We start from the raw sequence: 26282 nt of genomic DNA on the forward strand, positions 1-26282 counted from the left end.
CCCCCTCAAGATGAGATTTCCCAATTCGTAAGACCCCTGGAAGACGACCAGGTTGATAGGCTCGAGGTGGAAGCGCAGCAATGCGTGCAGCTGACGAGTACTAATAGGTCGAGGGCTTATCCTAAGCTTCTTATTAAGAGAAGCAACTTCGTGAGCAAGACAAAGCTAAGGATTCAACATTCGCATCCAGTTTTCAGGGTGTAATCATCTAAAAGTCTGATGGCGAGTTCATACGACTAAAGGATATTACATATAGCGTTTGGTGACGCTATAAACCTGATGGTTCCATACCATTAAAATGGACAAGTGTGGCGGTGTAGCTCAGCTGGCTAGAGCATTCGGTTCATACCCGGAGGGTCGGGGGTTCGAATCCCTTCGCCGCTACCACTAACCTAATATGGAGGCTTAGCTCAGCTGGGAGAGCATCTGCCTTACAAGCAGAGGGTCGGCGGTTCGATCCCGTCAGCCTCCACCATCTTTACAACGCGGAGCCGTGGTGTAGAGGCCTAACATGCCTGCCTGTCACGCAGGAGACCGCGGGTTCGAATCCCGTCGGCTCCGCCATTTTTTTCTTCCATAACCAACGTGGAAAGAAATGCATTACAAATAAGGCTCGGTAGCTCAGTTGGTAGAGCAAAGGACTGAAAATCCTTGTGTCGGCGGTTCGATTCCGTCCCGAGCCACCATTTGTTCTTTAAGCTTCAGAGCTAAAGGCAAACGTGGAGGATTAGTGAAGTGGCTAAACACGGCAGACTGTAAATCTGCTCTCTCTGAGTTCGGTGGTTCGAATCCATCATCCTCCACCACTTCTTTATGAGCCATTAGCTCAGTTGGTAGAGCACCTGACTTTTAATCAGGGTGTCGTAGGTTCGAGTCCTACATGGCTCACCATTTATGAATGATTACCGTAGACTATGTCTACGGTTTTTTTCGTTTTATAAACAATTGCCGCTTGGAATTAGAGTGAAAGATGTCGATATATGGCGAAATAGCTCGTGTGAAATCGGAAAATGAAGGGAACACTTAGTACAGTCGTTGCCCGTTATGGCAAGCATCTGTAAAGGAGTGTCCAATCATGCGTTATTTGGGAGCGTCGCTTATCAGCTTCGCCTTTATGTTTGCACTTGTTCCATTGTTCCGTAAGGTAGCCTTGAGGATTGGATTTGTGGATCGGCCGAATAGCCGAAAAATACACCGTAGCCCAATTCCACTTATGGGTGGAGCAGCAATATACATAGCTACAATTGTGTCTTTATTGGTATTCGTCGGCCTTACGAGAATGAGCCTTGCCATTATTTCTGGGGGGCTAATTCTAGTGGTGGTGGGAATGGTTGATGATTATGCAAAATCTAAGGGTGAAGATTTTCCTGTAATGCCACGCGTGATTGCATATTTGTTTGTAGCAATGCTTCCTTTATGGTTTGGCATTAGAATAGACGGCGTCTCCAATTTGGGGGAGGGCGGAATGCTTCTATTCCCGCAATGGTTATCATGGGGCAGTACAGTGATTTGGGTATTCGCATTGATTAATATGATCAATTTTATAGACGGTGTGGACGGGCTGGCTTCGGGGATTTCGACACTTTCGGCATTTACGTTGTTTTTGACCGCATTGGTTAAGGGACAGCCAGATATAGCGATACTCGCGGTCATATTAGGTGGCTCGTGTATTGGGTTTCTTGTGTTTAACTTTCACCCTGCACGAATTTTTATGGGTGATGCAGGTGCGACGTTTATTGGATATTCACTTGCTGTTATCGCTGTCGGCGGTGCTTTCAAAAGCGCAACATTTTTGACGATGGTCGTTCCGTTATTAGCTTTGGGCATGCCTATTATGGATACCGTAATCGTGATGCTAAGAAGGCTAATGACTGGCAAAGGGCTGCATCAAGCTGATAAATTGCATTCCCACCATTTGTTGATGAGATGGGGATTGAATCAAATACAGACGGTTTCATTTCTATATTTGATAGCGGCCGTGTTTTGTTTATTGTCCATTTTGCTGCTGATCTGGACGGGTTAATGGCTCATGAATGGGCATTATGATACAATGACGTCAAAACGCCATGTGTCCTAGCTGATAAATCTTTGTATATTCATATCACAGACTTGCATGTTAGTGGCACAAACGTTGGCGAGCGGGATAGGGGATAAAGAATGAGCATGTCAGGTTGGGAACAACTGCAGCACATTTTAGACTGTCCGATAAACGCTGTGGAAGTTCCGATATCGGATCATCCAGAACTAACTGGTTTGCAGCCAGGGACTTTAATAGATCATTTAGATGGATATTTGCAAGTTATCATTCAATCGGACAATCGGAGCATACGGCTGCTACAGGTGCATCGCGACAATTGGACGGAAACGGAGAAACAGCTCATTAGCTGGTCTGTTGCAAGGTCCACTCAAGTGGCTGCAAAAGGATCAACCAAACAAGATGCCAAGTCGGAAGCTGAGCGTAATGCTAGAGCATTAGGCGAGTGGATTGTACGACAGAGTGCAACGGGCTTGGCGCTGGCGGATCCTATACCGGACGATATTGCACAGGATGGGCGACTATACGCAGAAATGATCCCGTTCCTGCTTGAAACCGAGCAAGCAGCAGAGGCGGCTGCTTTCCGTGAGCTGCAGAAGCTTTTGGTTTCGTTTTTGGATGAGGAAGTCATTGTTATTCCGCTGAAAGGGCAGGAGTGGCTTATACTGGCTCCGGTATCGCTTGTTCGTGATACTTTGGAGGAGAGAGACGAGCAGGCGGATGCGCTTGAGGAAAGCCTGGAGTCTATAGGATCCGGCTTATATGAGATGCTTGCAAGCGAATGGATCGGGGAATGCCATCTTGCTGTCGGACGGCCGATGAAGCCAGTCAAATCAGCTGTGGCGTCGGTGGTTCAGCTGCAGGAAACGATTGAGCTAGGAAGAGTGTTCCAAGTCGGGGCCAATATGCATGTTCCTTGGAATATGCACTTGGAGAGGTTATTGGCAAGCATTCCAGAACCAGTTCGAGTACGGTATGTGGAGCAAGCGCTGGGCCGTTCCGATGTTTTCATGGAAACGGAGACAATGTCGACGCTGGAAACGTTTTTTGCCTTAGACTGCAATGTGAGCGAAACAGCTAAGAAATTATACATTCATCGCAATACGTTATTATATCGGCTGGATAAGCTGAAGCAGGAAACTGGCCTGGACGTTCGTGTGTTTAGGGACGCGGTTTTAATGAAAATTATTTTGCTATTGTACAAAGTTACGAAAAGGGCTTAAATTTTTTGTAGGGAATGTGCATAGTCATATCGGGTGCACTGGGTTAATATTAAAGCAAGACGAATTCATTATTTGTTTAGGGGGAAATGACTCATGGCAGGCGTACGCTTAGAGCATGTGTTCAAAAAATATCCTGGTACTGACATCGCATCCGTTAAAGATATTAATCTCGACATTAAAGATAAAGAGTTCCTCGTACTCGTAGGCCCATCGGGCTGCGGTAAATCGACGACGCTTCGTATGATCGCTGGTTTGGAAGAGATCTCTGAAGGCAAATTGTTCATCGGCGACCGCCTTGTGAACGATGTAGCCCCTAAAGACCGCGACATCGCGATGGTATTCCAATCCTACGCCCTGTACCCACACATGAACGTGTACCAAAACATGGCGTTCGGCCTGAAACTTCGCAAATTCAAAAAAGCAGACATCGACAAACGTGTCCGTGAAGCTGCTAAAATTCTCGATATCGAGCACTTGCTCGACCGTAAACCAAAAGCACTCTCCGGCGGCCAACGCCAGCGTGTTGCCTTGGGCCGTGCAATCGTTCGTGAGCCACAAGTATTCTTGATGGACGAACCGCTTTCCAACTTGGACGCGAAACTTCGTGGCCAAATGCGCGCGGAAATCAGCAAATTGGCTAAACGTCTTGAAACTACTGTTATCTACGTAACCCATGACCAAGTCGAAGCAATGACGATGGGCGACCGTATCGTAGTTATGAAAGACGGCATCATTCAACAAGCAGCTTCACCAGAAGAGCTGTACAACCACCCAGTGAACATCTTCGTTGCAGGCTTCATCGGCGCTCCTTCGATGAACTTCATCGCAGGTACGCTGTCTGAGCAAGGCGGAGAACTGCGCTTCAAAACGACTGGCGTAGACGTTGTCGTTCCAGAAGGCAAAGCAAAAACGCTTCGCGACAAAGGCTATGTTGGCAAAGAAGTTGTAATCGGTGTTCGTCCAGAGGACCTGCACGAAGAGCCAGTATTCCTGGAAGCTTCCTCGAATACGATCGTTAACGCTCACGTAGACGTAGCAGAAAACCTCGGCCACGAAATGTTGCTTTACCTGAACGGTATCGGCACTGAGGCGGTAACGGCTCGCGTTGACGGACGTTCGACGCTTCGTGAAGGCACGAACGTTAAACTCGCAATCGACATGAACAAAGTTCATGTATTCGATAAAGCAACGGAACAAAACGTATTCGAGAACTAATTTCTCGTCTATGATGATATGGCAACCCCCAGCCTAATCGGCATGGGGGTTGTTTGATTGTGCAGTGGAGTTAGTTCGTTCGCGTAGAGGCGCTAAACATTGCGTTTAGCGCCTTTTTCATTTACGATGAAGACATTGGAAAAACGGCAAGGGAGGCAGAAGGAATGCCCAAGAAAGTAAAGGTATCTGAACTTGTTCAACAGTTTCAATTAGAAATATTATCGGGTGAAGATGGGCTTCGCCGTACGATTATGACGGACGACCTGTATCGCCCTGGCCTAGAGATGGCGGGTTACTTCCACTATCATCCGCGTGAGCGGGTGCAAATTCTAGGAAAGACGGAGCTAACGTTTCTAGAAACGCTCAGCGCTGCTTCCCGTACGGAACGCATGGAGAAGCTCTGTAATGAAGAATCGCCGTGTATTATTATTACGCGGGGAATGGAGCCGCCAGTTGAGCTGCTCGAACAATCCCGAATTGCGAATATTCCAGTGCTGCGCAGCCAGACTGCAACAACGATTTTGCAAAGCCGGGTCACAAACTTCTTGGAGAAGAAGCTTGCGCCTACTGCTACGATCCATGGCGTATTAGTGGATGTGTATGGCATTGGCATGCTGATTACGGGTGGCAGCGGCATCGGCAAAAGTGAGACTGCGCTGGAGCTCGTGAAGCGTGGGCACCGTCTTGTTGCGGATGATGCGGTAGAAATTCGCCAAACATCTGATTCACAATTGCATGGTTCGGCGCCAGAGCTAATAAGGCATTTGCTCGAAATCCGCGGATTGGGCATTATTAATGTCATGACGTTATTCGGTGCAGGCGCCGTACGAAATAACAAGCGGATCGGCTTAGTCATTAGGCTAGAGAATTGGCAGCCTGATAAGCAATATGACCGTCTTGGCTTGGATGAGGAGACGACACGCATTATCGATACTGACGTAACGCTTGTAACGGTCCCGGTTCGCCCAGGGCGTAACTTAGCGGTCATTATTGAAGTAGCGGCAATGAATTATCGATTGAAGCGTATGGGTTACAATGCGGCGCTTCAGTTTACGAATAAGTTGACTGAAACGATTGCTGACGACATGGATGATTACGAATAAAAGAATTGCGGATTAGAAGTGATTGCAGGTGTATCGTGATCGATTCGGTCAGATGCACCTGTATTAGAAACCATCAAAAGGAGATTCGGCCCTATTATGCTGGAAACGCTTCTATTGAATCCTATTGCATTCAACCTTGGCCCGATTACGGTGCATTGGTACGGCGTAATTCTTGGGCTCGCGGCCCTGGCAGGATTGCTGCTTGCTGTAAGGGAAGGGAAAAGATTCGGGATTTCGCCTGACTTCTTTATGGACTTGCTGCTCTTTGGCGTGCCATCTGCTGTGATCGTGGCCCGTATCTATTTTGTTGCGTTCAAATGGGAGGACTACAAGGGTGACCTGCTGTCTGTCTTCTACATTTGGGAGGGCGGCATTGCGATCTACGGAGCGCTGATCGGTGCATTTGCTTGCGGCATTATTTATTCACGTTATAAGGGTTACAGCTTCTTGCGAATTGCAGACATTTGTGCGCCGGGGCTCATTATTGGGCAATTGATCGGGCGTTGGGGCAACTTCGTTAATCAGGAGGCATACGGAGGTCCAGTACAGGAGTCGTTCCTTCGCAACGATTTGCACTTGCCTTCATGGATCGTGAATCAAATGAATGTAGAGGGCGTATTCCATCATCCGACATTCTTGTATGAATCATTATGGAATGTGGTGGGACTTGCACTTCTGCTCCTTCTTCGCCGCCAGAAATTCCTGATTGCTGGTGAGCTGTTGAGCTTTTACTTCATCTGGTACGCACTTGGCAGGTTCTACATTGAAGGGCTTCGTACGGACAGCTTAGCATTCAAAGGTCCAGAATGGTTAGCTTCGTTTATGAATGGGCTGTGGGCGCCAATGAAGGGAATGGGCTTCCAAGCAGGCTACCTCAATGGCCTGGAAGGCAATGTGCGGATTTCGCAGCTCATCAGCGTCGCACTATTATTGGTGACGGTCATCATTATCGTTGTAAGGCGCACATCGGGATCAGGCAAGGTCAAGTACCTGGATCCAATCGTATCGAGCAAACCGCCTAAAGTTAAAGATGAGCCGCAGAGCGTGGCTTAACTAAATAAGTTAGAAGTACAATTGGCTCCGCTCGTTAGCTCCTAGGGCTACGGCGGGGCCGATTAAGTAAGGGGAGGCAATTCAGCTATGGCAAACCAAATAACAACAATGCTTTTTGACCTGGATGGCACTATACTGGATACGAATGAGTTAATCATTCAATCGTTCCTGTATGCACTTGAAGGCATCGTAGACGAAAACTTCGGTCCGGACCGCATTATTCCGAGAATGGGCATCCCTTTGATTGACCAGCTTCAATATTTTTCTGGGCTTGAGGATGTAACCCATTTGGCTTTGCGATACAGAGAGCATAATAATCGTGTACATGATGAGTATGTAAAACTATTCCCGAACGTCATGGAAGTCATCCAAACGCTAGTGGAGCGAGGCATTCAGGTTGGCGTTGTCACGACGAAAATTCGCCAAACGACAGATCGTGGCCTGGCTTTCGTTGGAATAAATGAGTATATGCGCAGTGTTGTCACAATCGATGACGTGACGAATGCAAAGCCGCATCCAGAGCCTGTCCTCCGTGCACTTGAGGAGCTTGGGGCAGACCCGGCACGAACAATAATGGTTGGTGACAGCACCGTTGATATCGAAGCTGCTGAAGCAGCGGGCGTCATTTCAGTTGGCGTAGCTTGGTCGCTTAAGGGTGAGCAGAAGCTGCGTGAAAGTGGAGCACAGCATATCATTCACGATATGCGCGATCTGTATAAGTTCATCTAACGGGAGCGAATGGCTAGTGGCTCGTAATGTGGAACGGTACAAGATGGAGGGCGCCAATGCGCTCTGGCAGGTTTACAAGACAGTTAATCGGTTTAAGGCGGTACGAAACTTCATGTTCATCCAGATCGCTCGGTATTGCCCTTCACTGCCTGTGAAAAATGCGATTTATCGGCGAGTGCTTGGCATGAAGGTAGGGCATGAGACCGCATTTGCGCTAATGGTAATGGTTGACGTGTTTTTTCCAGAGCGGATCGAGATTGGCGATAACTGCATTGTCGGGTACAATACGACGATATTAACCCATGAATATTTGATCGGTGAATACCGGCTTGGCAACGTTAAGATTGGCAATAGTGTGCTGATTGGGGCCAACACGACGATACTTCCTGGCGTTACGATTGGCGATGGGGCAGTTGTTGCGGCAGGCTCTGTTGTGCATAAAGATGTACCTCCAGGCATGTTCGTCGGAGGCAACCCATTACGCGAGCTAAGAAAATCGGGGCAAGGCCATCAAGACGGGTAGGCAGATGAGGTAAGCTATTATTATGCTGCAGAAAGAGGGTTCGCTCTACTTGTCTAATCGAAAACCGGTTGTTCATGAGATGAACATTTTGCGCGGGCTTGCGATGATCGGCGTGTTGACGGTGCATTCTACATCGTCAGCCGTCGTGAAGCTTAAGGAGTCCTCGTTATTCGGATTGTTTAATGCATTGAACACAATAGCGTTATTTTGTGTGCCTGCTTTTGTTTTTTTGACAGGGTTCGTACTGTTCTACAATTATAGTGACAAGCAGCTTGGGTTCAGGGAGCTCGGAGCATTTTTCAAAAAACGGTTGATGTACATTCTTGTGCCTTATGCATTTATGTCCCTGATGTACTTAGGCATTAAGCAGTTGTATGTCATACGTGCCGGCGGAACGATTGAACCGCTTAAAGTGTTATCGAAGTACTTTGATTATTTGTTAACTGGAAACGCTTATACGCACTTATATTATGTCATTATAACGGTACAACTGTATGTCGTTTTCCCATTGCTGCTATTTCTGGTCAAACGATTGCGAAATCGGGGAATTTGGCTAGTCGTGATCGGCATTGGGCTTCAAGTGGGCTTCTATTATGCGAACCGTTACTGGTGGCAGGTCGATTCCAAAGGAAGCTGGGCACTTTCTTACGCGGGCCCGTTCTTCTTAGGCATGTATGCGGCACTGCGGTATGATGTGCTTCTGCAGTGGATGACGCGTAAAATGCCGATCGCACGCACGGTGATGTGGCTGGCATGGGCGGCTTCGGCCGTATTTTTAGTTTACCTATGGCATGAAAACCGTACAGGAGGGCATAAGTTCTCTTCGCAATATTATGAGTTCGGCTACGAGGCGTTCACTTTATTCACGATTCCTATTCTATTGCAGCTAAGCGGGTGGATTCGATCCTCTAAAAGCCGGTTCATTGAGCTGAGGCTGACCGATCTAGGAGGACTATCCTTCGGGATCTACTTAATCCATCCTGTTTTCCTGCTAGCTTATCGGGAGCTGGTTCCATTGCCCGGCATGCCTTATCAGTACGTGTTCTGGGTAGCAGGCATCTTTGCAGTCGCTTTAATCGGCTCAATTGCCGTCTTGCTCCCGTTCTACCGCTGGGCAGGGTGGTCATGGATGCTGTTCGGTGCTGCTCCTGCCAAGTTTGGCAAGCCAGCACCTGCGGCGAATCAAAGAAATAAGGGAACTGGAAGCACGGCTGTTGGCTCATAATAAAGCATAGGAAGCGCGGTGTCCGTACCTTGACGGGCGCCGCTTTGTCATGTTACGATAACGACTAATCGCTTTCAGTTGGTAGTATGGTAATAAGGAGTCGCTTTAATGCGTTGAAGTGATTCTGAATTACATAAGTTTCAGTGCAGATAACAGCATTCATGAATGATAAGTAATGTAATGCAACAATAGATGGTTATACAAACACGATTAGAAGAAGGGTGAGTCCCGTGTCGAAACCAAAGGTATTTGAAAAGCCAATAGGGGTTAAAGATTACTTGCCGCATGCGGTAGCGAAGCTGCGCCGAATTGAGCGGCAGGCGCTCGATTGCATGAGCCATTGGGGCTATGAGCAAATTATTACACCAACGATGGAATTCTATGATACGGTCGGTGTAGCGAGCGCTACGTCGGACCAGAAGCTGTTTAAGTTGCTTAATAATAGAGGAACGACACTTGTGCTCCGTTCCGACATGACGGCACCAATTGCACGTGTCGTCTCTTCCTTATTGAAGGAAGCTGCGTTTCCATTGCGCCTGTCGTACCATGCGAATGTATTCCGTGCGATTGAAGAAGAAGCGGGCCGGGATGCCGAGTTTTATCAAACAGGCGTTGAGCTCGTTGGCGATCCATCGGCAGAAGCAGATGCTGAAGTCGTAGCGCTGGCAATCGCATCGCTCAAAGCTGCAGGCGTGGAACGTTTCAAAATTGCTATCGGACATGTAGGCTTCTTAAATGGTTTATTCGAAGAAACATTGCCTAACCAGCCAGAGGCGCAAGAGGTGCTGAAAGCATGCTTGCTCGGGCGCGACTATGTCGGCTATCGCGAGAAGCTGCGCGAGCTGAAGCTGGCTGATCCCGTGCAGCGTGAGCTTGAAGGCATTCTTCGGCTGCGCGGCGGCCAGGAAATTTGCGACCAAGCGATGGAAATGAGTGTAGATGCGACGGCAAAGTCGTCGATTAAACATTTGTGCGAAATCTGGGACGTACTGAAAGCGTATGGCGTATGCGATCACGTCCTGATCGACCTGACGATGATCGGGGACTTCTCGTATTATACGGGCATGACATTCGAGGGCTATGCAGCGGATTTGGGCTTCCCAGTCGTAAGCGGCGGGCGTTATGACAACTTGCTGACGCAGTTCGGGCGTCCGGCGCCAGCTACGGGCTTTGCGCTCAAGACGACGCGCATTCTTGAGCTGCTGGGCAGCGAGGAAGAGCAACAGCCAGAGCGTGTGCTGATTGGTTATGATGCGCAGGGGCGTGCAGCAGCGTTGGAGCAAGCGCAGTCGTTGCGTGCGCAAGGCGTTATTGCCGTGACGGTACGAATGGAATCAACGGAAGCGAAGGCAAGTGCGAATTCGGCGAAACAGAGCGGTTATGCTAAGTTTATCCCGTTCTTCGGAGCGCAAGAGGCGAAGGGAGAGCAATCGAAGTGAGCGGACAGCAGGATATTTTGAAGGTAGCAATGCCCAAGGGGCGCATATATAAACAGGCATCGAAGCTGTTTCGTGAAGCTGGACTGCCGATTCCTGTCGATTTTGACGATTCGCGCAAGTTGATCATAGAGGTGCCGGACGCACGCATGGAATTCATCATGGCGAAGCCAGTGGACGTTCCGACGTATGTCGAGTACGGTGTGGCGGACATTGGGATCGTCGGCAAAGACGTGTTGATGGAGGAAAGTAAGGACGTTTACGAGCTGCTCGATCTGGGCATTGCCAAATGCCGCATGTCCGTTATCGGGCTGCCCGACTGGAAGCCGGCGATTCATCCGCGTGTCGCGACGAAATACCCCAACGTGGCTTCGCAATATTTTCGTGAGCTAGGCCAGCAGGTTGAAGTTATTAAGCTGAACGGCTCCATTGAGCTTGCACCGCTTATCGGGCTTGCTGACCGGATTGTAGATATGGTAGAAACGGGCCAAACGCTGCGGGAGAACGGATTGGTCGAGATGGAATCGATCTTCGGCATCACGAGCCGCCTTATTGCCAACCGTGTGAGCTACCGGATGAAAAATGACCAAATTCAAAAGCTGTGCGACCTGCTGCAGCATACGTTGGCGGCTAAAGCCTAGACGCAGCAAACGTAAAACCTTTAGGGGGGCGAAACTATGCGAATCATGCGAGCGGAGCAATTCAAGCTGGATCGGCAGGTCGAATACGGCACGCCAGAGCAAAATGAAGTCGTTCGGACGATCGTTGAAGCGATTCGGACAGAGGGCGATGCGGCGCTTCTTCGCTATACGGAGCAGTTGGACCGCGTGAAGCTGGAACCTGCAACGCTGCGTGTAACGGAACAAGAAATTAATGCAGCATATGATCGGGTAGATGCTGATTTTCTAGTGGCTATTCGAGAAGCTGCGGATAATGTACGCAAGTTCCATGAGAAGCAAATGCGCAACTCTTGGATCGACATGCAGCCAGACGGCACGATGCTGGGCCAGGTGCTGCGCCCGCTGAAGCGGGTCGGCGTTTATGTTCCTGGAGGCAAGGCGGCGTATCCTTCCTCTGTTCTTATGAATGTTATTCCAGCACAAGTAGCGGGCGTACCGGAGATTGTGATGGTGACGCCGCCTGCTACGGGTGGCAAGGAAGGCATTGATCCTTACATTCTAGTCGCAGCGGCTGAAGCCGGCGTGAAGGAAATGTACCGGATTGGCGGAGCGCAGGCGGTCGCTGCATTGGCTTATGGCACGGATACAATTGTACCAGTCGATAAAATCACGGGACCTGGCAACATCTACGTCGCGCTCGCCAAACGTACAGTATTCGGCGTTGTCGACATCGACAGCATTGCTGGCCCGAGCGAGATCGCGGTGCTTGCCGATGATACGGCGGACGCATCATATGTAGCGGCTGACCTGCTGTCGCAGGCCGAGCATGACGAAATGGCTTCGGCTGTGCTCGTAACGCCATCGCAGCAGCTAGCGGAAGCGGTCGCTGCTGAGGTAGAGCGCCAACTGGCGCTCTTGCCTCGTGCGGACATCGCGCGCAGCTCCATTGATAGCTACGGCGCGGTATTGGTCGTCGATTCAATAGAAGCGGGCATCGACGTGATCAACAAGATGGCCCCAGAGCATCTGGAGGTGCTTACGGCCGATCCGATGGCGCTGCTGCCTCACATTGAGAACGCCGGCGCGATATTCCTCGGGCCGTATAGCTCGGAGCCGGTCGGCGACTATTTTGCAGGGCCAAACCACATCTTGCCGACGAACGGCACGGCACGTTTCTCTTCGCCGGTGAATGTGGATGATTTCTTGAAAAAATCGAGCTTGATTTATTACAGCAAGGAAGCGTTGTTTGCCAATGGCGGGAAGATTATGGCGCTGGCGCGCCATGAAGGGCTTGAAGGGCACGCACGCGCGATTGAAATCCGGTTGGAAAAAGAGGGCGGCAAGGCGTAATGTGCTGCATCTTGATGAAATAGGACAAATTAGGGGGCCTTTCCATGGCAGAGCAAGTACAACGCGTTGCCGACGTGGCACGCAAAACGAATGAAACGGACATCAAGCTGGCGCTTGGCGTCGACGGAAGCGGACAAGTAAAACTCGAAACGGATGTACCATTCCTGAATCATATGCTCGACCTGTTCGCTAAGCATGGCCAATTCGACCTGACGGTCGAAGCGCAAGGCGATATCGATATTGACGATCACCACACGGTAGAGGACATTGGCATTTGCCTCGGTCAGACGCTCCAGGCGGCTCTGGGCGACAAACGCGGCATCAAGCGTTATGCAAGTGTATTCGTGCCAATGGACGAGGCTCTGGCGCAGGTTATCGTCGACCTGAGCAACCGCCCACATTTTGAATATCGGGCAGAATATCCTTCCCAGCAAGTAGGCAGCTTCTCTACTGAACTCGTTGAAGAGTTCCTGTGGAAGTTTGCATTGGAAGCGCGCATGACGCTGCATGTCATCGTGCACTATGGCAAGAACACGCATCACATGATCGAAGCGGTATTCAAAGCGCTTGGACGTGCGTTGGATGAAGCAACGAGCATTGACCCACGCGTACAAGGAGTGCCCTCGACGAAAGGGGTGCTGTAAACGATGATCGCCATTATCGATTACGGCATGGGCAACCTGCACAGTGTGAATAAAGCAGTAGAACGTCTCGGCTACGAGACGGTCGTAACAGCGGACCCGGCGGCCATTCTGGCAGCAGATGGGGCAATCCTGCCCGGCGTAGGCGCGTTCGGCGATGCCATGGACAATTTGCGCGAGACAGGCCTTGAGTCGGTCGTTAAGCAATATGTTGCTTCAGGCAAACCGCTGCTCGGCATTTGCTTAGGGATGCAGCTGTTGTTCGATGAGAGTGAGGAGTATGGGCAGCATGCAGGCTTGGGACTATTGCCAGGCCGCGTCATCCGGTTCCAAGGGGATTACAAAGTGCCTCACATGGGCTGGAACAAGCTCGAAGTGCAGCAATCATCCCCATTGTTCGAAGGGCTCGAAGAAGGGCATGTGTACTTCGTTCACTCTTATCATGTTCAGCCAGCGCTGGCGAGCGACCTGCTTGCAACGGTAGATTATCATCAGCAAGTTACGGCCATCGTTGGCCGCGGCAATTTGTTCGGCATGCAGTTCCACCCAGAGAAAAGCGGCGACCTTGGCATGCAGCTGCTTGCAGGTTTCTTGAAACTGGCGGGATCAGCGAACCGGTAAATATTTCATTACTTCATTCACTGAGTATTAGGAGAGAGGAGAGATCGGCATGTTGGCCAAACGGATTATTCCATGCCTCGACGTGAAGGATGGACGCGTTGTCAAGGGGGTTAACTTCGTTAACCTGCGCGATGCGGGCGATCCCGTCGAATTGGCAGCTACATATGACCGTGAGGGTGCAGATGAGCTTGTGTTTCTGGACATCTCGGCTTCCGTAGAAGGCAGAGCGACGATGGTCGAGGTCGTGAAACGCACCGCTGGCGAGATTACGATTCCGTTTACTGTAGGCGGCGGCATCTCGCATGTGGACGATATGAAGCGGCTGCTTCGCGCAGGTGCAGACAAGATCGGAATTAACACAGCGGCGATTCGCAATCCGCAGCTCGTTTCGGACGGCGCACGGAAATTCGGCTCACAATGCATCGTTGTCGCGATTGATGCGAAATTCAACGAGGAGTGGGGCGAGTGGGAAGTGTTCACGCACGGCGGTCGCAACAGCACAGGCATTCGCGCGCTGGAATGGGTACGCGAAGCGGAACGCCTTGGCGCTGGCGAATTGCTGTTGACGAGCATGGATGCTGACGGCACGAAGGATGGCTTCGACGTGAAGCTAACGCGCGCGGTATCGGAACTCGTGAGCATCCCGGTTATCGCTTCCGGAGGCGCTGGTCGCGTGGAGCATTTCTACGACGTATTCGCAGAAGGCAAAGCGGACGCGGGGCTTGCGGCAACGATTTTCCACTATAAAGAAATGACGATTCAAGAAGTGAAAGACGATTTGAAGCGTAAAGGGGTCGAAGTACGATGAGCGACAACCAAACGGCAGCTGCGGCATCGATAGAGGAGCTGCAGCAGCGCATCAAGTGGGACAAGGACGGACTGGTTGCTGCAATCGTTCAGGACGCTGTTAGCAAAGAGGTCGTTATGCTGGCTTACATGAATGCTGAGTCGCTTAAGCTGTCGATTGAGAGCGGCGAGACTTGGTTCTGGAGCCGTTCGCGCAGCGAGCTGTGGCATAAGGGCGCAACGAGCGGCCATACGCAGCCGATCCGTTCTATCCATTATGACTGTGATGCGGACACGCTGCTTGTACGCGTGGACCAAAACGGTGCAGCTTGCCATACGGGACGATATTCGTGCTTCTTCAACCCAATCGTGGAAGAGCAGCCTGCGGTCGAGGGTGCGCAAGACGTACAGGGAGATCGATTCCGCATGCTCAATGAGCTGGAGGCGATCATTTCCAAGCGTTATGCAGAACGTCCAGAAGGCGCGTATACGACGTATTTGTTCGAGAAGGGTCTCGATAAAATACTAAAGAAGTTCGGCGAAGAGTCAATTGAAGTTGTGATTGCTGCCAAAAACGGAGACAACGAAGAGTTGCGGAGCGAGACGAGCGACCTGCTGTTCCACCTCATGGTGCTGCTGCGCGAACGCGGCATTTCGCTCGATGACGTCATGGCTGAGCTAGGCGCCCGCCACAACAAGCCGACGACGAATAAAATGAACCGTTAGGGCAGGCCATAACGTAACAAGAAGCGGGAGGCAAGCAGATGCTTATTGATTACCATACGCATCATGAGCGGTGCGGCCATGCGGTGGGCAAGCTGGAGGAATACGTGAAGCAAGGCATTGCGATCGGCTTGCACCAAATCGGGCTGTCCGACCATATGCCGCTGCTGCACGTCAATCCAGACGAGTATTATCCGGAGATGGCAATGCCGATGGCGGAGCTCCCTCGTTATGTTGAGGAAGCTTTCTCGCTAAAGGAAAAGTACAAAGGCCAGATCGACGTTCGCGTTGGGCTGGAGGGTGATTATATCGAGGGCTCTGAGGAGAAGATAGAAGCAATCATAAATGCCTATCCGTGGGATTATGTGATTGGTTCCGTTCACTTCCTTGGCACATGGGACATTACTGACTTCCGGCAGACGCAAGGCTGGGAAGGCCGTGATCCAATGGCGGTTTACGAACAGTACTATGATGCGATCATTAAAGCAACAAAGACAGGCTTCTATGATTACATCGGCCACATTGATGTGATCAAGCGATTTGGCTTTAAGCCAGAAGGCGATGTGACCGCGCTCGAGAACGCTGCATTGGAGGCCGTGCAACGGAGCGGGATGGCTATTGAGCTCAATGCATCAGGCCTACGCCATGCTTGTGCAGAGATGTTTCCAGGCAGGCGAATGCTAAATTACGCCAAGGAATTAGGCATTCCGATTACGATCGGCTCAGATGCCCATTCCCCTGCTAGATTGGCAGAAAATTTGGAACAAGCGCGTGTATGTCTGAAAGAGGCCGGTTTTGTACAGCTGGCGACGTTTGAGCGCCGAATTAGAACGATGGTCGATTTTTGAATTATTCTGTATTCGATGTATAATAAGTTTGTCGAACAAGCTGTAATAGTAAATATAATGTGGTTCAAACGCTCAGGAGGGTATCATGTTAAGCGACAAGTTGCGTATTTTTTCGGGTTCGTCCAACCCGGAATTAGCCGAGAAGATTGCGGCGGAGTTGGGACTCCAGCTCGGTGCCATTAAGCTATCCCGGTTCAAAGGCGGCGAGATCTACGTCAACTACGAAGAAGGGATCCGGAACTGCGACGTTTTCCTCGTGCAATCATTATCGCATCCAATCAACGATCATTTCGTCGAGTTGTTGATTATGATCGATGCAGCGAAGCGGGCGTCCGCAAGGACGATCAACGTCATTATGCCGCACTATGGTTATGCACGCCAAGAACGTAAAGCAGCGCCGCGCGAGCCGATTTCGGCCAAAATGGTGGCGGACGTACTGACTACGGTCGGTGCTCATCGTGTCGTGACGATCGATCTGCACGCACCAGCAATCCAAGGCTTCTTCAATATCCCGGTTGACCATCTGACGGCGCTTGATACAATCAGCGACTATCTGAAGAAGAAAGACATCAAGAATCCAATTGTCGTATCACCTGATGCGGGTCGGGCATCGACTGCAGAGATGCTGGCCAACTACTTGGATTGCCCTTTCGCGATGATGATCAAGAAACGGCCTGCGCATAATGAATCGGTCATTACGCATGTCATCGGCGATGTCGAAGGAAAGACCCCGATTATTATCGAGGACTTGATCGATACGGGCAGTACGATTGTTAACGTTGTTGAGGGACTGAAGGAACGCGGCGCAGAGGATATCTTCGTATGCGCGACGCATCCGTTGTTCTCCGGCAACGCCCTACAGCGTTTGGATCACCCGAATATTAAAGAAGTAGTCGTAACCGACTCGATCGCGCTTCCGAGCCACCGCCCGGAACGTTTCAAAGTACTGACTGTTGCTCCGATGCTAGCTGACGCTACGCGGATCATCATGCAGGGCGGATCGATCAGTACGCTCTTCAAAAACGCTGGCGTTTAAGCCGGCAAACCTAGGAAAATCGCGGGACGCAGCATGCGCCCGCGATTTTTCCGCTTTTTCCATCCTGTAACGATGGGCGGCGCTGTGATATAATCGTGACAACATTAGACGATAACGGGAGGTGCCTTGCATATGAAAGAGAAGCAACGCGCGGTTTCGGGCAAGCCAGCAAAGATAATACCAGTACAATGGGACGCGACGTACTTCTTCGAGCGGGCCGTTCGGTCGCTAGATCGATATCATTATGACAAGGCACTGAAGAATTTTAAGCGCGCCGCTCATTTTGAGCCGGAAAATCCGGTTAACCATTGCAATATGGCAGGGATTTTGTCGGAACTTGGAAACTATGAGGAATCGAATAAGATTCTAAAATGGATCGTCGACGAGCTTGACCCGACGATGACGGAGTGCCATTTTTATATGGCTAACAACTATGCCAATATGGAAATGTATGAAGCGGCGGAAGATTCGCTCGTTCAGTATTTGGAAGAGGATGACGAGGGGCATTTCATCGACGAAGCCGAGGAAATGATGGAGCTGCTTACCTTCGAGCTGGCTCGGCCGACGAAGCAGGCAAACATTAAATCGCTTGGCGGGATGCGCGAGCATGACCAAGCCCGCGTGCTGCTCGAGGAAGGCAAGTTCGCACAAGCAGTAAAGCTGCTGGAGGATATCGTCGAACAGCATCCAGAGTTCTCTGCAGCACGGAATAATCTTGCGCTTGCATTCTACTATATGGGCCAATTTGACAAGGCAATGCAAACGATCTTGAAGGTGCTGGAGCTAGACGAGGGCAATCTGCATGCCTTATGTAATCTGGCAATCTTCTATCAGCACGGTGGGGAGCGGGAGAAGCTGGCAAACATGCTGGGCTTGCTTCGCAAAACCTATCCATTCCACCAAGAGCATGCGTTTAAGCTGGCAACGACGCTTGGCATTCTTGGCGACCACGAAGGGGCCTATCGCCATTTCAGCCGGTTGATCCGGACGAGCGGCAATGTAGATGGCAGCCTATGCCATTACGCGGCTGTTGCAGCTTGCCAAACGGGCCGTTATGCCGAAGCGGAGAAGCTGTGGCAACAAGGGAAAGCGGTGGATCCACAGTCAGAAGTGGCGCCTTATTATTTGGATTACTTAGCTGAAGTCAAGGCAAAGGGGCAACAGCCTGCCCCTGTCAGCTATCATTATCATTTGCCGTTTGAAGAACAGATTAAACTGTGGGAACGCCTTCCGGGAGAAGCGATTCCAGAACGGTTTAAGCGTGACCCCCTGGTACGCTCCTCCTTCTTCTGGGCGCTGCGCCATGGCGACCGCCAGACGAAGCTGCAGGTGATACAGGCGCTTGGCATGATCGGCGATGATGAAGTGCGCGAAGCGCTTCATGCGTTCCTGAAAGAGCCGCAGGAAGAGGACGATCTCAAGCGAATTGCGCTGCTTGTCCTTCGCTCGATTGGCGATACGGAATCGGTAGAAGCAGTGTTCGGCGGCGAACCAACAATAGTAGAACCCCGGCGTATCCCAACACGGTTGCCAGTTTGGGAGGACAGTTGGCAGGACGTGCTGGAGGAGGCGCTTCGGCGAATGCGCCCAAGCTATGATTTGGTGCAGCAGCATGACCTATTAACGTTATGGATTGAATTCCTTTCTCGCATCTATCCGGATGTGCCGAAGATAGGCAAGCCGGGCGGATGGGCAGCAGCGCTCGAATACTGGACAGCGAAGATGCATAGCCGGCCGGTTTCCTTTGAGGAAGTTGCGCGCCGTTATGAGACGTCAGCCGCTACAGTAAGTAAGCATGCACGCCGGATCGATGAAGTATGCGGCATTCAGGATAAAATGCGTTCCGCAAACGCTGTGCTCCAAACACGCCCAATAGATGGCCAAGAGTAGCAGCACCGTGCATATTGCCTCGGAATAAGCGTGATTGATGGTCCTCCTTAGCGGGTATCCTAGGGTAGGACAGCATATCGTGGGCTGCCTGCCTTGTGGCGGCAGGCCGCTTTCAGGAGGTTTGGCAATGTACAAATCGATCATTATCGGAACGGGCCCATCAGGCCTGACTGCGGCAATCTATCTGGCGCGTGCGAATATGAAACCGCTCGTGATTGAAGGGCCGGAGCCTGGCGGCCAATTGACGACGACGACGGAAGTCGAGAACTTCCCCGGTTTCCCGGATGGGATTATGGGGCCTGATCTAATGGCGAATATGCGCAAACAAGCGGAGCGCTTCGGCGCAGAGTTTCGTACGGGCTGGGTAAACAGTGTTGACCTGTCGCAGCGCCCGTTTAAATTGCAAGTTGAGGGACACGGTGAGCTTGTAGGCGAAACGCTTATTATTTCGACAGGCGCTTCCGCTAAGTATATTGGCATACCTGGAGAGAAAGACAATGTCGGCCGAGGCGTTAGCACGTGCGCGACCTGTGACGGGTTTTTCTTCCGGGGCAAGAAAATTATTGTAGTCGGTGGCGGAGACTCCGCGATGGAAGAAGCGAACTTCTTGACGCGGTTCGCGTCGGAGGTTAAGCTCGTTCATCGGCGCGGCGAGCTGCGGGCATCGAAGATTATGCAGGATCGCGCCCGCGAGAACGATAAAATTAGCTGGGGCCTAAACAAGACGCCAGTTGAAGTCGTGGCGAGCGGCATGGGCGTCACAGGGCTTAAGGTTCGGAACAATGAGACGGGCGAGGATGAGGTTCTAGATACCGATGGGATCTTCGTCGCTATCGGCCATACGCCGAACACGGGCTTCTTGAGCGGGCAAATCGATACGGATGAGCACGGCTATATCAAGGTGAAGCAGGGCTCTACGGAAACGAACGTGCCAGGGGTATTCGCTTGCGGTGATGTGCAAGATAACAAATATCGCCAAGCCATAACCGCGGCGGGCAGCGGCTGTATGGCCGCACTGGACGCAGAGAAATTCCTGGATGGGCACGTGACGCAAGACTGGAGCGTTTCGTTGAAATAAGGTTGAAATATGGGCAACTCCCGTTTAACGTTACAGGCACGAGATAGGTGCCGGCGGCAAGCGGGAGTTTTTTTGTTAACTTGCGGATCGACTGGAGATTTTTTATATCATGATGGGCTTCTTGCGAACGAACGGGGAGTGGGACGAAGGGAGCAGGTTGAAGCTGGATGCATGCTAGGTAAGGCAAGGCAAATCTGCTATTCTGCTAAGCTTCTCATAGATTGCTAGAGCTAAAGGTGGCCAATCCAACGGAATGGCCGCCTGCTCGCGCGCTGCTTGGAGGCGCTTCCTACAGCTTGTGCCGGCAGGGCAATCGCCCGTCCTTTCCAGCTTTGCGTGCCTTGACCTATCGGGGCCATTCGCTTATAGTTGGTACAGAAGCAGTTTAACTTTGTGAACGAGGTGGCCTAGTGATGTCTGAGCAAATCTACGTTGGAGTTGATATCGGAGGTACCGCCATCAAGGTTGGCATTTGCAACCCGAGCGGCGATCTTCTCCATACGTACGAAGGACCGACCGAATGCGAGAAAGGGACGGATACTGTCCTACATAATATCGCAACTTACGCGCGGAGAATCGTAGAGGAGTCGCCCTACGATTGGGAACAAGTTGGAGGCGTGGGCGTTGGAATCGCCGGCTTCTTAGACATTCCGAACGGCATTGTGAAGGTATCGGTTAATCTTGGACTGCGCGATGTCCATCTGAAGGACTATCTGGAGCAGCACTTGCAGAAGACGGTACGCATCAACAATGATGCTAACGTTGCAGCGCTTGGCGAAGCTTGGGCTGGAGCAGGCAAGGGCGTCGACAATTGCGTATGCTATACGCTTGGAACTGGCGTAGGCGGCGGCATTATCATTAACGGCAAAATCTACGAGGGCTTCAACGGCATGGCCGGAGAGCTTGGACATATGCAAATCGTGCCGGACTTGGAAGCGATCCAGTGCGGCTGCGGCAAAATGGGTTGCTTGGAGACGGTATCTTCAGCAACTGGCATTATCCGCATGGCCAATGATGCTGTAGAGCGCGGCGACCGTACGTCCCTGTCGCTGGCAGAGCATATTATGGCGAAAGAGGTTTTCGATGCTGCTAAGGCAGGCGACGAAGTTGCCTCCCGCATCGTTAACCGCGCAGCTTATTACCTCGGCAAATCGATGGCATCCGTTGCTGTCGTGCTGAATCCGCAACGTTTCATCGTTGGCGGCGGCGTATCCAAAGCAGGCGAGTTCCTGTTCGAGCAAATTCGTGAGGAATTCCTCAAGTACACGCCAGAGGTAGCGGCGGAGAATGTAACAATCGTTCCAGCTACGCTTGGCAACGACGCGGGTGTCGTCGGCGCCGCTGGTTTGATTTTGCGCTCGTAAGTAGCGCTGGAATTTACAAAGAGATGGCAAACCCGCCCTTACCGGCGGGTTTGTCTATGAGAGGGCAGATTCTGCTCGTAGGAGAGGAGTTGTCTCAACATGGAGAATGGAACCATGCAAGTAGCCAAACTCGTCATTATTACAGGAATGTCAGGAGCGGGCAAGACGATTGCCGTGCAGAGCATGGAGGATCTTGGCTTCTTCTGCGTCGACAATTTGCCCCCAGTCCTTATTCCTAAATTCGCAGAGCTGATTGAACAGTCGAATGGCAAAATCGGCAAGGTGGCGCTCGTCATCGACTTGCGAAGCAGAGACTTCTTCACGGCATTGTCGGAGTCGCTTGCTTTTATTAAAGAGCATTACACGATCAGCTGCGAAATTTTGTTCCTGGATGCGACAGATGGGGTGCTCGTTCAACGGTACAAGGAAAGCCGCAGACGCCATCCGCTCGCGCCAGACGGCATGCCGCTTGACGGCATTGGGCTGGAAAGGCGTATGCTAGAAGACCTTAAGGGCATGGCCACGCAGGTTATCGATACGAGCAACCTAAAGCCAGCACACTTGAAAGAGCGCATCGTTTCACGCTTTACGAACGTAGAGCAGACGGGCATCAACGTTAACGTCACTTCGTTTGGATTTAAGTACGGCATTCCAATCGATGCAGATCTGATCTATGATGTTCGTTTTTTGCCGAACCCGCACTACATTGAGCATTTAAGGCCAAACACGGGACAAAACCCCGATGTATATGAATATGTTATGAAGTGGCCAGAAACGCAGATGTTTCTGACGAAGCTGCTTGATATGCTTAATTTCCTAATTCCGCTTTATCGGAAGGAAGGGAAAAGCCAAGTTGTTGTCGGCATTGGCTGCACGGGCGGCAAGCATCGCTCAGTAGCTATTGCTGAATATTTGGGCCGCATGCTCGGCAGCAGCGATACGGAGACGGTAAGAGTTAGCCACCGTGACTCCGACCGGGATCGGCATTAATGGGGTGCAGGAATGGAAGGCAGCGAACAATCGGCTTCGGCACGCCCCAAAATCGTCGTCATCGGCGGTGGCACTGGCCTATCGGTCATGCTGCGGGGCTTGAAGGAGAAAGCGCTTGATATAACAGCTATTGTTACAGTTGCGGATGATGGCGGCAGTTCAGGCATCTTGCGCAATGAGCTTCAAATTCCGCCTCCAGGCGATATTCGCAACGTACTTCTTGCGCTAGCCGATGTGGAGCCGCTGCTATCGAATCTGTTGAACTATCGGTTTAACAGCGGTACAGGCCTCATAGGGCATAGTCTAGGCAACCTGATGCTCGCAGCTATTACGGATATTTCTGGAGATTTTGTAACCGGTGTTCGTGAGCTTAGCCGCGTACTAGCCGTTCGGGGGCGAGTGCTTCCGGCGGCTGGCCAGGCTATTGTGCTCAAAGGCGAGATGATGGACGGAACGATTGTCGTGGGCGAATCGATGATTCCGAAAGCGGGCAAGGCGATCAAGCGGGTATTCATTGAGCCTGCAGATGTTGAACCGCTCGCGGAGGCGGTAGAGGCGATCCGAGAGGCGGATGCGATCCTGATCGGCCCTGGCAGCCTATACACAAGCATCATTCCGAATCTACTCGTTCCAAAGCTTGCGGATGCCATCGTATCGTCCGATGCGCTCAAGATGTTCGTCTGCAACGTCATGACGCAGCCAGGCGAGACGGATGATTATTCCGTGGGCGATCATTTGGATGCGCTGTACGCGCATATCGGGCATCATTTGTTTGATTATATTATCGTGAATAACGGGGAAATTCCTCCACAAGTCCAGGGCAAATACGCCGAGAAGGGCGCTAAGGCGGTCCATCTTGACTTAGAAGAAGTGAAAAAGCGGGGCTACAAGGTCATTGCGGACCGTCTCGTGCTATTCCGTACTTATTTGCGGCACGATGCCGCTAAGCTAAGCCAACACATTTATCAGCTAGTTGACGGCTGGATGACACGAAAGAGGTGATACGATATGTCCTTTGCGGCGCAAACGAAAAAGGAATTGACGTTAATCGAAACGGACACATGCTGCGAGAAAGCGGAGCTGTCCGCACTTATCCGCATGAACGGCTCGGTATCGTTGACGAACCGCAAAGTGATTCTCGACATCTCGACGGAGAATGCGGCCATCGCTCGACGGATTTATGGCTTGATTAAGAAACGTTTCGACGTGCATACCGAGCTGCTGGTTCGCAAAAAAATGCGGCTCAAAAAGAATAATGTATACATGGTGCGAATTCCTGCCAAAGTACAGGAAATACTAAAAGAGCTCAGCATCGTATCTGAGGGCTTTTTGTTTCAACAGGGAATCGACAAGGATATCATTAAAAAATCATGCTGCAAGCGATCGTACCTTCGCGGCGCATTTCTTGCAGGCGGTTCTGTGAACAACCCGGAAGGCTCCTCGTACCATCTGGAAATTGCCTCGCTGTATGAGGAGCATTGCCAAGCGCTTGCTGATTTGGCGAACAAGTTCGATTTGAACGCCCGTTGCATCGAGCGGAAGAAGGGCTTCATCTTCTATATCAAAGAGGGCGAGAAAATCATCGAGCTGCTCAATATTGTCGGAGCCCACCAGGCGTTGTTCAAGTTCGAGGACGTTCGCATCATGCGCGATATGCGCAATTCCGTTAACCGGATTGTGAACTGCGAGACGGCTAATTTGAACAAAACGATTGGTGCAGCTGTTCGGCAGATCGACAATATTAGATTGCTCCAGAAGGAAGTTGGGCTGGAAAGCCTGCCTGACAAGCTTCGCGAAGTGGCAGAAATCCGCTTGTTGCATCCCGATATGAATTTGACGGAAGTTGGCGAACTATTAAAGGTTAAAGTCAGCAAATCGGGCGTTAATCATCGGCTTCGTAAAATCGACGAATTGGCTGAAAAAATACGCAATGGTTGAACGATTTTCCTAGTGCACAAAGCTTGATAATGATATAATAATTAACAAAATGCCGTTGTTACAACGGCTTGTAGTGCTTGTGCACCAGCATTGCTTCATTTGTCGATCAATGAATGATTCCTTTTGGTTCATTAGAAATATGTGTAGGGGGTATGGTTTCCATGACAAGACATCCGGTTATCGTACGGCTAAAGACGGGGCTGCATGCAAGGCCAGCAGCATTGTTCGTTCAAGAAGCGAATAAGTTCTCTTCTGAGGTATTCGTAGAGAAGGACGACAAGAAAGTCAACGCAAAGTCCATCATGGGCATTATGAGTCTCGCGATTAGCTCTGGTACGGAAATCTACGTGAGCGCTGAAGGTTCCGATGCCGACCAGGCTGTAACCGCTTTAGTCAACCTGGTAAGCAAAGAAGAACTGGAAAACCAATAATATTCCGAACGGATATGCAAAAAGCAAACCCGGTGCCTTATAGGCACTGGGTTTTTTGTTTGGGAGACCTATGGCGGCGATCCGGTGGAACTAGGGCCAAACACAACTCCAGCAACCGTTGCTGTACAAAAATAAGGGGTGTCCTCAGCCGTCTTGGCTTGTGGGACACCCTTTATGATAGGCGCGTTATTGCTGCAAAATGCTCTTCCAAGCCGCTTCAATCTTCAGCGTGCCGTCAGGAATGGATTCCTTCCCGAGAAGCATGGCGTTAAGATTTGAAGTGAAATCACGGAATAGCTTCGCCCCTTCGGGAATCATCGGTCGGCTCTTCGCGACGCTTAGCTGCGCTTTAAAGCCTTGGTAAACGGGATCAGCGGCGAGCTGGGCATCCTCATATGCCGATGTTTGGGTTGGCAGTGTCCGGAACGTATGGCTTTGCAGCACCTGCGTTTCCGGGCTAGTGAGGAAGCGAATGAGCGCATAGCTTTCCTCAGGGTGCTCGCTGTATTTATTGATGACGAGGCTGTGGCCCCCGATAGGGGAGCCTTGCCCGCCAGGTCCTTTAGGAATCGGGGCGATGCCCAGGTTGCTAGGATCCGCGAAGGCATTGCTTTGAAGAAGGTCATGGATCGCCCATGGGCCATTGATGATCATCGCTGATCGCCCTTCACCAAAGTCGTTCATCATTCGCCCGTACCAGTCTTGAAAATCGTTATAGGGCTGCGTCAGGCCATCTTCCCAAAGCTTGCGCATGAAGGCGATGGCTTGCTGTGATTGTTCAGTTGCGATTTTGATCTCCCGCTTATCCGTCACTGTGCCGCCGCCGAAAGCCCATAAATAAGGGAGGGCAAAGTACGAATCCTCGGTTACAAAGATCCCGTAATGCCCAACCGTAGTGGTGGCCTTGGCTATGCCCATCATCTCATCCATCGTTTGGGGAGGATGCGTGAGGCCAGCTTCCCTCAGGAGCTGCTTGTTATATAGCAATGCAGGAACCTCTAGAACCGACGGCAGCCCAAATACATGGCCAAGATAGGTTGTACTAGTTAGCGCTGAAGGCACGAAGCTGTCCAGATCGCTAGGCTCTGCGATGGATTCGAGCGGATATAGAATGTCCAGTTCAGCATATTCGGGGATCAACGTATTGTCCGAACGGAACACATCGACGTTTTGATCGCCAAGGATAGCGTTTTTGAACTCATTCGTAGCGTTGGCAAAAGGCAATTGTTTCATGGTTACAGTCACGTTAGGGTGCTCTGCCTCGAACGCAGCGATGCGGTTTTTGAAGAACGCGGTTTCATCACCGGAGGTGGTTGTCCAGAACGTTAATGCAACGCCGGAAGGCTTGGAGCTCGATTGCCCGCAAGCTGCCGCCAAGAAAAGCATAGTTATGATCGCTGCAGGTGCAAGAAGCTTCTTCATCG

25 protein-coding genes, 6 tRNA genes and 1 rRNA gene are annotated in these 26282 nt (G+C 51.0%); 31 read left to right on the top strand and 1 reads right to left on the bottom strand.

All coding sequences use genetic code 11. From position 1 onward, the window contains the following. The 31 genes from GON22_RS22260 to GON22_RS22410 all read left to right on the top strand — a co-directional run. A 23S ribosomal RNA gene (locus GON22_RS22260) occupies positions 1 to 124 on the top strand; the annotation flags it as partial. Between the two features lie 186 nt (positions 125 to 310). After that, a tRNA-Met gene (locus GON22_RS22265) sits at positions 311 to 387 on the top strand. A gap of 12 nt (positions 388 to 399) precedes the next feature. After that, positions 400 to 475 (top strand) — tRNA-Val (locus GON22_RS22270). Positions 476 to 487: 12 nt separating this feature from the next. Continuing rightward, a tRNA-Asp gene (locus GON22_RS22275) sits at positions 488 to 564 on the top strand. 46 nt (positions 565 to 610) lie between these two features. Further along, positions 611 to 686: transfer RNA gene (locus GON22_RS22280), tRNA-Phe, on the top strand. Positions 687 to 721: 35 nt separating this feature from the next. Beyond that, positions 722 to 806, top strand: a tRNA-Tyr gene (locus GON22_RS22285). A 9-nt stretch (positions 807 to 815) separates the two neighbouring features. Further along, positions 816 to 891, top strand: a tRNA-Lys gene (locus GON22_RS22290). A 274-nt stretch (positions 892 to 1165) separates the two neighbouring features. Then, the gene (locus GON22_RS22295) at positions 1166 to 2023 is read left to right on the top strand and encodes an MraY family glycosyltransferase (protein WP_336604357.1); all 858 of its coding nucleotides are present in this window, start codon (positions 1166 to 1168) and stop codon (positions 2021 to 2023) included. A 140-nt stretch (positions 2024 to 2163) separates the two neighbouring features. Next, the gene (locus tag GON22_RS22300; RefSeq protein ID WP_160398322.1) at positions 2164 to 3258 is read left to right on the top strand and encodes a PucR family transcriptional regulator; all 1095 of its coding nucleotides are present in this window, start codon (positions 2164 to 2166) and stop codon (positions 3256 to 3258) included. A 93-nt stretch (positions 3259 to 3351) separates the two neighbouring features. Then, positions 3352 to 4473: an ABC transporter ATP-binding protein gene (locus GON22_RS22305; RefSeq protein ID WP_160398323.1), complete on the top strand. Its 1122-nt coding sequence runs from the start codon at positions 3352 to 3354 to the stop codon at positions 4471 to 4473. 164 nt (positions 4474 to 4637) lie between these two features. Beyond that, entirely contained in the window at positions 4638 to 5576 is a 939-nt protein-coding gene (gene hprK, locus GON22_RS22310) for an HPr(Ser) kinase/phosphatase (RefSeq protein ID WP_160398324.1), read from the top strand. A gap of 93 nt (positions 5577 to 5669) precedes the next feature. Continuing rightward, positions 5670 to 6629 (top strand): prolipoprotein diacylglyceryl transferase, encoded by a 960-nt coding sequence (gene lgt, locus GON22_RS22315; protein WP_336604358.1) that lies wholly within the window; start codon positions 5670 to 5672, stop codon positions 6627 to 6629. Between the two features lie 87 nt (positions 6630 to 6716). Continuing rightward, on the top strand, positions 6717 to 7358 hold the full coding sequence (ppaX, locus tag GON22_RS22320; protein ID WP_160398326.1) for a pyrophosphatase PpaX: 642 nt from the start codon (positions 6717 to 6719) through the stop codon (positions 7356 to 7358). A gap of 16 nt (positions 7359 to 7374) precedes the next feature. Then, entirely contained in the window at positions 7375 to 7881 is a 507-nt protein-coding gene (locus GON22_RS22325; RefSeq protein WP_160398327.1) for a DapH/DapD/GlmU-related protein, read from the top strand. Between the two features lie 22 nt (positions 7882 to 7903). Continuing rightward, positions 7904 to 9106 carry an acyltransferase gene (locus GON22_RS22330; RefSeq protein ID WP_160398328.1) on the top strand — a complete coding sequence of 401 codons (1203 nt, stop codon included), beginning with the start codon at positions 7904 to 7906 and terminating at the stop codon, positions 9104 to 9106. Between the two features lie 230 nt (positions 9107 to 9336). Then, positions 9337 to 10545, top strand: a complete 1209-nt coding sequence (locus GON22_RS22335) for an ATP phosphoribosyltransferase regulatory subunit (RefSeq protein WP_160398329.1) — start codon at positions 9337 to 9339, stop codon at positions 10543 to 10545. Positions 10546 to 10574: 29 nt separating this feature from the next. Next, positions 10575 to 11183, top strand: coding sequence for an ATP phosphoribosyltransferase (gene hisG, locus GON22_RS22340; protein ID WP_160398361.1), 609 nt, complete (start codon positions 10575 to 10577; stop codon positions 11181 to 11183). Between the two features lie 36 nt (positions 11184 to 11219). After that, on the top strand, positions 11220 to 12512 hold the full coding sequence (gene hisD / locus GON22_RS22345; protein WP_160398330.1) for a histidinol dehydrogenase: 1293 nt from the start codon (positions 11220 to 11222) through the stop codon (positions 12510 to 12512). Between the two features lie 44 nt (positions 12513 to 12556). Continuing rightward, entirely contained in the window at positions 12557 to 13156 is a 600-nt protein-coding gene (gene hisB / locus GON22_RS22350; protein ID WP_006039607.1) for an imidazoleglycerol-phosphate dehydratase HisB, read from the top strand. Positions 13157 to 13159: 3 nt separating this feature from the next. Beyond that, positions 13160 to 13774 (top strand): imidazole glycerol phosphate synthase subunit HisH, encoded by a 615-nt coding sequence (gene hisH / locus GON22_RS22355; protein ID WP_160398331.1) that lies wholly within the window; start codon positions 13160 to 13162, stop codon positions 13772 to 13774. A 49-nt stretch (positions 13775 to 13823) separates the two neighbouring features. Continuing rightward, the gene (gene hisF / locus GON22_RS22360) at positions 13824 to 14582 is read left to right on the top strand and encodes an imidazole glycerol phosphate synthase subunit HisF (protein ID WP_160398332.1); all 759 of its coding nucleotides are present in this window, start codon (positions 13824 to 13826) and stop codon (positions 14580 to 14582) included. Next, positions 14579 to 15286: a bifunctional phosphoribosyl-AMP cyclohydrolase/phosphoribosyl-ATP diphosphatase HisIE gene (gene hisIE, locus GON22_RS22365; RefSeq protein WP_160398333.1), complete on the top strand. Its 708-nt coding sequence runs from the start codon at positions 14579 to 14581 to the stop codon at positions 15284 to 15286. The genes hisF and hisIE overlap by 4 nt, the downstream gene beginning before the upstream one ends. A 38-nt stretch (positions 15287 to 15324) precedes the next feature. Beyond that, positions 15325 to 16131 carry a histidinol-phosphatase HisJ gene (gene hisJ, locus GON22_RS22370; RefSeq protein WP_160398334.1) on the top strand — a complete coding sequence of 269 codons (807 nt, stop codon included), beginning with the start codon at positions 15325 to 15327 and terminating at the stop codon, positions 16129 to 16131. Positions 16132 to 16216: 85 nt separating this feature from the next. Next, entirely contained in the window at positions 16217 to 17167 is a 951-nt protein-coding gene (locus GON22_RS22375) for a ribose-phosphate diphosphokinase (RefSeq protein WP_160398335.1), read from the top strand. Between the two features lie 132 nt (positions 17168 to 17299). Beyond that, entirely contained in the window at positions 17300 to 19057 is a 1758-nt protein-coding gene (locus tag GON22_RS22380) for a tetratricopeptide repeat protein (RefSeq protein ID WP_160398336.1), read from the top strand. 127 nt (positions 19058 to 19184) lie between these two features. Next, positions 19185 to 20135 carry a thioredoxin-disulfide reductase gene (gene trxB, locus GON22_RS22385; RefSeq protein ID WP_160398337.1) on the top strand — a complete coding sequence of 317 codons (951 nt, stop codon included), beginning with the start codon at positions 19185 to 19187 and terminating at the stop codon, positions 20133 to 20135. A gap of 413 nt (positions 20136 to 20548) precedes the next feature. Further along, positions 20549 to 21499 (top strand): ROK family glucokinase, encoded by a 951-nt coding sequence (locus GON22_RS22390; RefSeq protein ID WP_160398338.1) that lies wholly within the window; start codon positions 20549 to 20551, stop codon positions 21497 to 21499. A gap of 99 nt (positions 21500 to 21598) precedes the next feature. Further along, the gene (gene rapZ, locus GON22_RS22395) at positions 21599 to 22489 is read left to right on the top strand and encodes an RNase adapter RapZ (RefSeq protein ID WP_160398339.1); all 891 of its coding nucleotides are present in this window, start codon (positions 21599 to 21601) and stop codon (positions 22487 to 22489) included. 12 nt (positions 22490 to 22501) lie between these two features. Then, a complete protein-coding gene (locus tag GON22_RS22400; RefSeq protein WP_160398340.1) occupies positions 22502 to 23491 on the top strand; it encodes a gluconeogenesis factor YvcK family protein in 990 nt (329 codons plus the stop codon). A gap of 6 nt (positions 23492 to 23497) precedes the next feature. Continuing rightward, the gene (whiA, locus tag GON22_RS22405; RefSeq protein ID WP_160398341.1) at positions 23498 to 24427 is read left to right on the top strand and encodes a DNA-binding protein WhiA; all 930 of its coding nucleotides are present in this window, start codon (positions 23498 to 23500) and stop codon (positions 24425 to 24427) included. Positions 24428 to 24588: 161 nt separating this feature from the next. Beyond that, a complete protein-coding gene (locus tag GON22_RS22410; protein WP_006039595.1) occupies positions 24589 to 24858 on the top strand; it encodes an HPr family phosphocarrier protein in 270 nt (89 codons plus the stop codon). 186 nt (positions 24859 to 25044) lie between these two features. Here GON22_RS22410 and GON22_RS22415 read toward each other — a convergent pair whose 3' ends face one another. After that, complete coding sequence (locus GON22_RS22415; protein WP_160398342.1) at positions 25045 to 26280, bottom strand: extracellular solute-binding protein; 1236 nt, start codon at positions 26278 to 26280, stop codon at positions 25045 to 25047. Positions 26281 to 26282: the final 2 nt, after the last annotated feature.

It is taken from the genome of Paenibacillus sp. MMS18-CY102, from assembly GCF_009789195.1.
Taxonomy (GTDB): Bacteria; Bacillota; Bacilli; order Paenibacillales; family Paenibacillaceae; genus Paenibacillus_T.

Excerpts from the sequence above, each read along its gene's own strand:
- GON22_RS22300 (WP_160398322.1), top strand. The coding sequence starts at position 2,164 with ATGTCAGGTTGGGAACAACTGCAGCACATTTTAGACTGTCCGATAAAC.
- GON22_RS22305 (WP_160398323.1), top strand. The coding sequence starts at position 3,352 with ATGGCAGGCGTACGCTTAGAGCATGTGTTCAAAAAATATCCTGGTACT.
- hprK (WP_160398324.1), top strand. The coding sequence starts at position 4,638 with ATGCCCAAGAAAGTAAAGGTATCTGAACTTGTTCAACAGTTTCAATTA.
- ppaX (WP_160398326.1), top strand. The coding sequence starts at position 6,717 with ATGGCAAACCAAATAACAACAATGCTTTTTGACCTGGATGGCACTATA.
- GON22_RS22330 (WP_160398328.1), top strand. The coding sequence starts at position 7,904 with ATGCTGCAGAAAGAGGGTTCGCTCTACTTGTCTAATCGAAAACCGGTT.
- hisG (WP_160398361.1), top strand. The coding sequence starts at position 10,575 with ATGCCCAAGGGGCGCATATATAAACAGGCATCGAAGCTGTTTCGTGAA.
- hisD (WP_160398330.1), top strand. The coding sequence starts at position 11,220 with ATGCGAATCATGCGAGCGGAGCAATTCAAGCTGGATCGGCAGGTCGAA.
- hisB (WP_006039607.1), top strand. The coding sequence starts at position 12,557 with ATGGCAGAGCAAGTACAACGCGTTGCCGACGTGGCACGCAAAACGAAT.
- hisH (WP_160398331.1), top strand. The coding sequence starts at position 13,160 with ATGATCGCCATTATCGATTACGGCATGGGCAACCTGCACAGTGTGAAT.
- hisF (WP_160398332.1), top strand. The coding sequence starts at position 13,824 with ATGTTGGCCAAACGGATTATTCCATGCCTCGACGTGAAGGATGGACGC.
- hisIE (WP_160398333.1), top strand. The coding sequence starts at position 14,579 with ATGAGCGACAACCAAACGGCAGCTGCGGCATCGATAGAGGAGCTGCAG.
- hisJ (WP_160398334.1), top strand. The coding sequence starts at position 15,325 with ATGCTTATTGATTACCATACGCATCATGAGCGGTGCGGCCATGCGGTG.
- GON22_RS22375 (WP_160398335.1), top strand. The coding sequence starts at position 16,217 with ATGTTAAGCGACAAGTTGCGTATTTTTTCGGGTTCGTCCAACCCGGAA.
- GON22_RS22380 (WP_160398336.1), top strand. The coding sequence starts at position 17,300 with ATGAAAGAGAAGCAACGCGCGGTTTCGGGCAAGCCAGCAAAGATAATA.
- trxB (WP_160398337.1), top strand. The coding sequence starts at position 19,185 with ATGTACAAATCGATCATTATCGGAACGGGCCCATCAGGCCTGACTGCG.
- GON22_RS22390 (WP_160398338.1), top strand. The coding sequence starts at position 20,549 with ATGTCTGAGCAAATCTACGTTGGAGTTGATATCGGAGGTACCGCCATC.
- rapZ (WP_160398339.1), top strand. The coding sequence starts at position 21,599 with ATGGAGAATGGAACCATGCAAGTAGCCAAACTCGTCATTATTACAGGA.
- GON22_RS22400 (WP_160398340.1), top strand. The coding sequence starts at position 22,502 with ATGGAAGGCAGCGAACAATCGGCTTCGGCACGCCCCAAAATCGTCGTC.
- whiA (WP_160398341.1), top strand. The coding sequence starts at position 23,498 with ATGTCCTTTGCGGCGCAAACGAAAAAGGAATTGACGTTAATCGAAACG.
- GON22_RS22410 (WP_006039595.1), top strand. The coding sequence starts at position 24,589 with ATGACAAGACATCCGGTTATCGTACGGCTAAAGACGGGGCTGCATGCA.
- GON22_RS22415 (WP_160398342.1), bottom strand. The coding sequence starts at position 26,280 with ATGAAGAAGCTTCTTGCACCTGCAGCGATCATAACTATGCTTTTCTTG.